This window comes from Amycolatopsis speibonae, from assembly GCF_042647925.1.
In the GTDB taxonomy this organism is placed as follows: domain Bacteria; phylum Actinomycetota; class Actinomycetes; order Mycobacteriales; family Pseudonocardiaceae; genus Amycolatopsis; species Amycolatopsis speibonae.
On the sequence record NZ_JBHRWK010000036.1, the window covers coordinates 82,636 to 91,339 of the forward strand.

Consider the following 8,704-nt stretch of genomic DNA (forward strand, 5'->3'; position numbering starts at 1 on the left):
CGGATGCGGCCGAGTACGACCCGGTACGAGGCCGATCCGTCCGCACCGTCAGGAACCACCTGGATCACGAAGCCCATCGAACAGGCTCACAGGACACGGACTAGCCCGCGGACAGCTGACTGGGGAAAGATCCGTCCGGTGGAAACGCTGAAGATGCGCACCGCCGGAACCGACGGCCCTGCCGTGCTCCTGCTGCACGGCCTCGGCGCGACGGGCGCGGTGTGGGACGGCCTGATGTTGCAGCCCGGCTACCGCTGGCTGGCACCCGACCTGCCCGGGCATGGGGCGTCACCACGCTTGGCGCACTACTCGTTCGGCAGCCTCGCCGGGGCGGTCGCCGACGCGCTCCCGGAACGCGGTCCGCTGCTGGTGATCGGCCACTCCCTGGGCGGAGTGGTCGGACTCGCCCTGGCCAGCGGGTGGTTCGGGCTCCGGATCGACGGGCTGCTCGCGGTCGGCGTCAAGGTCGAATGGAGCGAGACCGACCTGGCCAAGGCCGCGGACATGGCGGCGAAACCGCCCAGGGTGTTCCTGGAGCGTGAGGACGCCGAACGAGCGTTCCTCAAGATCGCCGGTCTCACCGGGCTGGCCGAAGCGGACCCCGACGGCGTCGTCGAAACCGAAGGCGGCTGGCGACTGGCCCTGGACCCCCACGCGTTCGCCGTCGGCGCGCCCGACATGCCCGGCCTGCTCGGCGCGGCGGGCTGCCCCGTCGCCCTCGCCGCCGGCGAGCACGACCCCATGAGCCGCCCCGAACAGCTTCGCGCCCTCAGCCCGGCTTCCGCTGAACTTCCCGGACTGGGGCACAACGCCCACGTCGAAGACCCGGCGGTGCTCCTGGCCTTCCTCGGGCAGTTCGCCGGCTAACGCCTGATCTTCCCCAGGACGGCGATGCCCTCGGCGATGTCGCTCGCCGGGCTCGACCCGTAGCCGAGGACGAGGCCCGGATTCATCGGCCGCTGACAGTGCCACGACAGCGGCTGCACCTTCACGCCCTCTTCGAGCGCGGCGGCGGCGAAGTCGAGATCGGAGAACTCGGCGTCGAAGGTGATCGTCAGATGCAGCCCGGCGGCCGCGCCGTGCACCACGGCGTCCGGGAGATGCGTCCGGAGCGCGTCGATCATCGCGTCCCGCCGCCGGCGATGCCGTTTGCGCACGAACCGCAGCTGTTGTTCCATCTCGCCGGACTCCATGAGATGCGCGAGCACCAGCTGCGGGAGAACGGCGTTGCCCAGGTCGGCGAACCGTTTGGCCGCGACCACCTCGTCCCGGTATCGCGGCGGCACCAGCATCCAGCCCACCCGGAGCGCGGGCGCGAGCCACTTCGACACGCTGCCCGCGTAGCAGACCTGCTCGGCGAGCATCGATCGCAGCGCGGGGACCGGGGGACGGTCGTAGCGGTGCTCGGCGTCGTAGTCGTCCTCGATGATCAGACCGCCGTCCGCGGCCCAGCGCATGAGTTCGCGACGGCGTTCCCCGCCGAGCACGACACCCGTCGGGAACTGGTGCGCGGGCGTGAGCAGCACGGCGGGCGCGCCGCTGCGGACGAGCTCGCCGACGTCGATCCCGTCCTCGTCGACCCGGATCGGCGGCGTCGCCAGCCGCCGGTCGTGCAGATGCTGCCGCGCGCCCAGCGAACTCGGGTCCTCGACGGCGATCTCGGAGATCCCGTTGTCGCCCAGCACCTGGGCCAGCAACCCGAGACCCTGTGCGACACCGGCGACGATCAGGACGTCGTCGGCGTCGGCGGTGATGCCGCGGGTGCGGGCGATCCAGTGCGCGATGGCCAGCCGCAACGCGGGCGCGCCCCTCGGATCGCCGTAGCCGAAGGACGCCGCCGAAAGGTCGTTGAGCACGGTGCGTTCGGCGCGCAGCCAGGCCGTCCTCGGGAAGGCTGTCAGGTCCGGCACGCCGGGGGACAGGTCGATCTTCGCCGGGGTCGACCGCAGGGAGTCGAAGACGCCGATCCCCGGGGCGGGCCGGAAGATAGTGCCCGCCGCCGGGGGACCGGACGTCGTCTGTTCCTTCGTCCTCGCAGGCGCCGCGACGACCACCGTGCCCGCACGGCCACGTCCGGCGACGTGGCCGTCCTCGACCAGCCGCTGGTAGGCCTCGGTGACGACGCCGCGGGAAACCCGCAGGTCGGCGGCCAGCGCCCTGGTCGCGGGCAGCCTGCTGCCGACCGGCAGGCGGCCGTCGGAGATGGCGTGCCGCAACCGCGACGCCAGCCAGTCCGACCGGCGCCCCGGTGGTGCGTCCCCGATGTCCAGCTGCAGGAAGTCCGAGCCCTCGGCAGTCACCCGATCATTGTGTCATTCGGGCTCGTAGGCGAGGTTCGGGCGCAGCCACTGCTCCACAGTGGACAGTTCGAGGCCCCGGCGAACGGCATAGTCCTCGACCTGGTCCTTGCCCAGCCGTCCGACGGTGAAGTACCGCGAATCGGGGTGGGCGAAGATCAGCCCGCTGACGCTCGCCGCCGGCGTCATCGCGAAGGATTCGGTCAGCGCCATCCCGAGCCGGTCGGAGTCGAGCAGGTCGAACAGCTCCTGCTTCTCGCTGTGATCCGGGCTCGCCGGGTAGCCGAGCGCGGGGCGGATGCCGCGGAACCGCTCGGCGTGCAGGTCTTCCAGCTTCGGGTCGGCGTCGGGTTCGAACCAGTCCCGCCGCGCCTGGAGGTGCAGATACTCGGCGAACGCCTCGGCGAGTCTGTCCGCGAGAGCCTTCACCATGATGGCGCGGTAGTCGTCCTGCTGCGCCTCGAACTCGGCCGCGAAATCCTCGGCGCCGAGGATGGTGACCGCGAACCCGCCGAGGTGGTCGCCCGCCCCCGCCGGAGCGATGTAGTCGGACAGGCAGCGGTTCGGCCGCTCCAGCGGCTTCTTGGTCTGCTGGCGCAGCATCGGGAATTTGAGACCCTGCTCCAGGATGATGTCGTCGCCCTCGGAGTGCGCGGGCCAGAACGCGTACGCGCCCTTGGCCTGGAAGCGTTCCTCGGCGATGATCTGGTCCATCAGGGTGTTCGCGTCGTCGAACAGCTCCCGCGCCACCGGGTTGTTCAGGATCGCCGGGTACTTGCCCTTCAGCTCCCACGCCAGGAACAGGAACGTCCAGTCGATCATCTCGCGCAGCTCGGTGAGCGACGGCGAGACGTACCGGACGCCGGTGAACGCGGGTGTCGGGACCTCGTCGAAGGAGACCTTCTCCGGGTTGGCCCTGGCCTGCTCGACCGTCAGCAGCGGGGTGCGCTGCTTGTTGGCGTGCTGCTCGCGCAGCTTCTCCTGATCGGCCCGGTTGTTCTTGTCGAGGATCTCGGCGCGGTCCGCGTCGAGCAGGTCACCGACGACGCCGACGACGCGGGAGGCGTCGAGGACGTGCACGGTCGTCCTCTCGTACGCGGGCGCGATGCGGACCGCGGTGTGCTGGCGTGACGTGGTCGCGCCGCCGATCAGCAGCGGCAGTTTCAGCCCGCGCCGCTCCATCTCGGTGGCGACGTTGACCATCTCGTCCAGCGACGGCGTGATCAGCCCGGAAAGCCCGATGGCGTCGGCGCCCTCGGAGACGGCGGTGTCGAGGATGACCGCGGCCGGGACCATCACGCCGAGGTCGATCACCTCGTAGTTGTTGCAGCCGAGGACGACGCCGACGATGTTCTTGCCGATGTCGTGCACGTCGCCCTTGACCGTCGCCAGGACGACCTTCCCGTTGCCCTGGCGGGTTTCGACCCGGCCTTCGAGGCGCGCCTTCTCCTTCTCGGCCTCCATGTACGGCTCGAGATAGGCCACCGACCGCTTCATCACGCGCGCGCTCTTGACCACCTGCGGCAGGAACATCTTGCCGGATCCGAACAGGTCGCCGACGATCTTCATGCCGTCCATCAGCGGACCCTCGATGACCTCGAGCGGCCTCGGCAGCTTCTGGCGAGCTTCCTCGGTGTCTTCTTCGATGTAGTCGACGATGCCGTGCACCAGCGCGTGGCTCAGCCGCGCCTCGACCGTGTTCTCCCGCCAGGAGAGGTCGACGACGCGCTGGGTTCCCTTGCCACTGACCGTTTCCGCGAACGTGACCAGCCTGTCGGTGGCGTCCTCGCGGCGGTCGAAGAGCACGTCCTCGACCAGTTCCAGCAGATCCTTGGGGATGTCCTCGTAGACCGCGAGCTGCCCGGCGTTGACGATGCCCATGTCCAGCCCGGCGCGCACCGCGTACAGCAGGAAGGCCGAGTGCATCGCCTCACGCACGACGTTGTTGCCGCGGAAGGAGAACGAGAGGTTCGAGATACCGCCGCTGATCCGCACGCCGGGACAGCGTTCCTTGATCCGCGGCAGCGCGTCGATGAACGCCTTGGCATAGCCGTTGTGCTCGGAGATACCGGTCGCGACCGCGAGCACGTTCGGGTCGAAGATGATGTCCTCGGCGACGAAACCGGCCTTCTGCGTCAGCAGATCGTAGGCACGTCCGCAGATCGCGACCTTCCGGTCGGCGGTGTCGGCCTGCCCCGTCTCGTCGAAGGCCATCACGACCACGCCCGCGCCGTAGTCACGGATGCGCCGGGCCTGCTGGAGGAACTGCTCCTCGCCCTCCTTGAGGCTGATGGAGTTGACGACGCCCTTGCCCTGCACGCACTTCAGTCCGGCTTCGAGGACCGTCCAGCGTGAGCTGTCGATCATGATCGGCAGCCGGGCGACCTCGGGTTCGGTGGCGATGAGGTTCAGGAACGTGGTCATCGCTTTTTCGCTGTCGAGCAGGTCGGCGTCCATGTTGACGTCCAGCAGGTTCGCCCCGCCGCGGACCTGCTCCAGCGCGACGTCGACGGCGGCCTGGTGGTCGTCGGCCTCGATCAGCTTGCGGAACTTGGCGGACCCGGTGACGTTGGTCCGCTCGCCGATCATGACGAAGCCGGTGTCCTTGCCGATCTCGAACGGCTCGAGCCCGCTGAACCGGGTGTGCGGCTTCGGATCCGGGACGTGCCGCGGCGCCATCCCGCGGACGGCGTCGGCGATACCCTTGATGTGCGCGGGAGTCGTGCCGCAGCAGCCGCCGACGACGTTGACCATCCCGGCCGTGGCGAAGTCGCCGAGCAGCGCGCCGGTCTCCTCGGGCGTCTGGTCGTATCCGCCGAACGCGTTCGGCAGGCCGGCGTTGGGGTGACAGGCCGTGTACGTGCCCGCGAGGTGGGCCAGTTCGGCGATGTGCGGGCGCATCTCCTCGGCGCCCAGCGAGCAGTTGACACCGACCAGCAGCGGGTCCGCGTGCTCGATGGAACTCCAGAACGCCTCGACCGTCTGCCCGGACAGCGTCCGGCCGCTCAGGTCGACGATCGTCACCGAGATCCACAGCGGCAGATGCGGTGCGACGTCACGGGCCGCGGAGATCGCGGCCTTGCAGTTGAGGGTGTCGAAGATCGTCTCGATCAGAAGCAGGTCTACGCCGCCTTCGGCGAGGGCTTTGATCTGATCGGCGTACGACGCGTACACCTCGTCGAAGGTCACCGCGCGGAACGACGGATCCTCGACCTTCGGCGACAGCGACAACGTGACGTTCAGCGGCCCGACCGATCCGGCGACGAACTTCCCGCCCGCCGCGTCCGCCGCCTCGCGCGCGATCTGGGCGCCGCGGAGGTTCATCTCGTACGCGAGGTTCTCGAGCCCGTAGTCCGCCTGGCCGATGGTGGTGGCGGTGAACGTGTTCGTCGTCGTGATGTCCGCGCCGGCGTCGAGATACTGGCGGTGGATGTCGAGGACGACGTCCGGCCTGGTGATGTTCAGCAGGTCGGGGTCGCCGGTGATGTCACGAGGGTGATCCTGGAACCGCTCGGTGCGGTAGTCCTCTGGCTTGAGGCCGGCGTTCTGGAGCATCGACCCCCACGCGCCGTCGAGCACGACGATGCGCTCTTTCAGCAGCTTTCTCAGGGCGGTCGTTTCCATCCAGCGCTCCTCCCATGTCGTGGGAGGCGCCCTTGCGATGAAGTCCGGGGCCGAGCGTGGCGGACTCAGCGGTCCGTTGCAGCGCCTCTCGACCTTGGCGACCAGAGTACCGGATCAATTCAAGCGCGCTTCGCTTGAATTGCTCAGCCGCTGGCCAGGGCGGGTTCGACATCCCGCACTGTGGGATCCGGTGGGGAGGGTCTGCGCCGGGCGTCGGATCGTGTTCCGCGCCAAGCGACCACCTTGCGGCCGACGTCGATCATCGGCATCTCGACCCAGCGGTAGAGGACGTCGGAAATGACGAGGGCGACGACGGTCACGGCGATCGCGGTCAGCGTCCGGTGCGTGCCCAGCTGGGGAATCGACAAGGCGACCACGGTCGCCGCCACCCCTTGCAAGAGGTACACCGAGTAAGACCGCTCGCCGATGAACCGCATCGGCGGGGTGGAGAAGAGCCAGGCGATCGGGCCACGCGGGATCAGCGAAGTGATCAACAGCGCGACCAGTACCGCGTACGTGGTGCCGCCAACCGTTCCGCCGTCCTGGAAGAAGGCTTCGATGTCCGTCACATGGGTCTGGAGGACCACGAGAGCCGCGAGCAGGACGAAGCTGGCCAGGGGGTGGGTGAAGACCCGGAGGATCGCGAAGCCCTTGCGGTAGTGGAGGCCGATCGCGAGCGCGCAACCGATGATGATGGGTGAGTAAGCACCGGCGTACGGCATCACCGGGATCAGCGCGATCATGAGCGCGATCAGGCCGATCGCCAGGCCCAGCCGCTTCGGGAAACTCAGCGCCGCGATGCCGAAGGCCATGAACGGCCAGACGAGGTAGAACTTCTGCTCGACACCCAGCGTCCACGACTGACCGAAGGGCGCGTTGTGGGCGAACTCGTTCGTGAAGGTCAGGAAGTACGGCATCGCGCCTGAGAGGCCACTGGAGGTGTACTGGCCGCGCAGGTACGTGAACACCACGATGATGCCCAGTACCGCGAAATACACCGGCAGAATGCGGAACGCGCGACGGATGTAGAAGTTCGCGAGCGAGATCCTGCCGTTTCGGTCCTCTTCGCGCAGTGCCAGCGTGGTGATGAGGAAACCGGAAAGGACGAAGAACAGGTGAACACCGATCCACCCGTTGGCCATGGCCCACGACGGTCCTCCGTAGTGGAACACCACCACGAGGAGCGCGGCGATCGCGCGCAGCCCGTCGAGGGCCGGGAATCTCTTCGTGGACAGGTACTGCTCGTGCGTCATCATGCTTGAACCCCCAGGAACGCCACCGGCAGTCAGACCGATGAGGATGCGTCACTCTAAAGGGTGAAAGACTGGTTCCTGTGAGGGGGCTGTGTGATTCCTGTGCGTGGTGAAGACGGCTACGGCGCGTGGCGTCAATTGGTAACGACCGTTTGCGGCTTGTGGTGATCTAGTTTCTTGCAGTGGCCGCTCAACGCTTTCTCGACGAGAAGATCCGAGGATGACGAGGGTTGGGCATTCGGCTACAGCGGCCGGGCGCTCGTCGAGCGCGGTGAGTTCATGACGTCGTTGGTCGGCAACGGCCGATCACGGTCCCGGGGTCTGGTGTCACCGTCTTAGGCGGCTTTACGGCGCCGTCCGAATTAGCCTAAGGGGGCCGGTTCGTCGACGGTCTCTGATGCCTCTCTCGACTGTCCATGAGGGACGTCATCTTGAGGTGCAGGCGCAGGTGACCGATTTGGGCGATGGGTCCTATTTGGCGAGTGGGTCGTGAGTGGCAAAGAGCGTTAGAACCCTCTTTGCCACTCACGACCCCTCGAAAAAACGTGCTATTACCCAAACCGGGCAACTGTGTCTCGAGAGACGTCCCTTATGGACAGTCGGCAGAGGTGTCAGGGACCGTTGGTGAACCCGCTCCCGCCGCTACCTTCGCCACGCCACCGTTGACTTCCGGCTCACTTAGAAACTCAAGGTCGCCTTCTGGATCTTCACCGGCTTAGCGGGCAGCCCGTCCTGCGGTCCGTTCGGATCCGTCGGGATGATGCCGGCGGCCACGATCTTGTCCAGCACGTCCATGCCCCGAACGACCTTGCCCATCACCGAGTAGTTCTTCGGGATGTTCGCGAACGAGTGCACGATGAAGAACTCGCTGCCGTTGGTGCCGGCGCCCTGATTGCCCATGGCGATGGTGCCGCGTTCGTAGGTCTCGGTGCCGTCGACCTCGTCCGGGAACTTGTAGCCCGGGCCGCCCTTCTCGGCTTCGTAGATGTCGCCGCACTGAAGGACGCCGAGGCGTGCGGAGTTCGTCAGGCGCCAGCACTGGCTGTGGTCGTAGAAGCGCTGCAGTGCCAGGCTCGCCAGGTTGTGCGCAGCGCACGGGGCGGCGCCCGCGCGGTTCAGGCGCACGGTGACGGGGCCGTAGTTGAAGCGGAACGTGACGTCGATCGTGCCGCGGGTCAGCGCGAAGGGGATCGGCCGCAGGACCGGCCGGGCGGCGGGGTTCTCGGGCGTCGGCGTGAACTCGCAGCGCACGATCGGCAAGGACGCCGAAGACGCGGGCGCGGCCGTGGCCACCCCGGGCAGCAGGACGACGGCGAGAGCGGAGACGACGGCGGTTACACCCCAGCGCAGCTTCATGAGGGGGAACCTAACCCAAAAGAGTGGTCGTGGGGTAGCAGTTCACGCGGGCGCGCCGCACTTGCGATTCAGTCCGTGAAGGCCTCCTTCCCTACCTTCAGGGTCAATGCCAGGAACTTAAGCGGCTCTGGGTTGGGCTGGGGTTGCTGTTGTGTTGGCTGTGTCCTGTTCGGT

Annotated in this window: 5 protein-coding genes; 1 reads left to right on the top strand and 4 read right to left on the bottom strand. The window is 67.7% G+C overall.

Features of this window, described 5'->3' with window-relative positions; translation table 11 throughout:
* Nucleotides 1–138: 138 nt before the first annotated feature.
* A complete protein-coding gene (locus ACFOSH_RS23570; protein ID WP_378241205.1) occupies nt 139–867 on the top strand; it encodes an alpha/beta fold hydrolase in 729 nt (242 codons plus the stop codon).
* Here ACFOSH_RS23570 and pdxR read toward each other — a convergent pair.
* From pdxR to ACFOSH_RS23590, 4 genes are all read right to left on the bottom strand, one after another.
* A complete protein-coding gene (gene pdxR / locus ACFOSH_RS23575; RefSeq protein ID WP_378241206.1) occupies nt 864–2,300 on the bottom strand; it encodes a MocR-like pyridoxine biosynthesis transcription factor PdxR in 1,437 nt (478 codons plus the stop codon). The genes ACFOSH_RS23570 and pdxR overlap by 4 nt on opposite strands.
* 12 nt (nt 2,301–2,312) lie before the next feature.
* A complete protein-coding gene (metH, locus tag ACFOSH_RS23580) occupies nt 2,313–5,921 on the bottom strand; it encodes a methionine synthase (protein WP_378241207.1) in 3,609 nt (1,202 codons plus the stop codon).
* Between the two features lie 143 nt (nt 5,922–6,064).
* Complete coding sequence (locus ACFOSH_RS23585; RefSeq protein ID WP_378241208.1) at nt 6,065–7,177, bottom strand: acyltransferase family protein; 1,113 nt, start codon at nt 7,175–7,177, stop codon at nt 6,065–6,067.
* A gap of 675 nt (nt 7,178–7,852) precedes the next feature.
* Nucleotides 7,853–8,530, bottom strand: coding sequence for a peptidylprolyl isomerase (locus ACFOSH_RS23590; protein ID WP_378241209.1), 678 nt, complete (start codon nt 8,528–8,530; stop codon nt 7,853–7,855).
* Nucleotides 8,531–8,704 lie beyond the last annotated feature (174 nt).

Excerpts from the sequence above, each read along its gene's own strand:
- metH (WP_378241207.1), bottom strand. The coding sequence starts at position 5,921 with ATGGAAACGACCGCCCTGAGAAAGCTGCTGAAAGAGCGCATCGTCGTG.
- ACFOSH_RS23585 (WP_378241208.1), bottom strand. The coding sequence starts at position 7,177 with ATGATGACGCACGAGCAGTACCTGTCCACGAAGAGATTCCCGGCCCTC.
- ACFOSH_RS23590 (WP_378241209.1), bottom strand. The coding sequence starts at position 8,530 with ATGAAGCTGCGCTGGGGTGTAACCGCCGTCGTCTCCGCTCTCGCCGTC.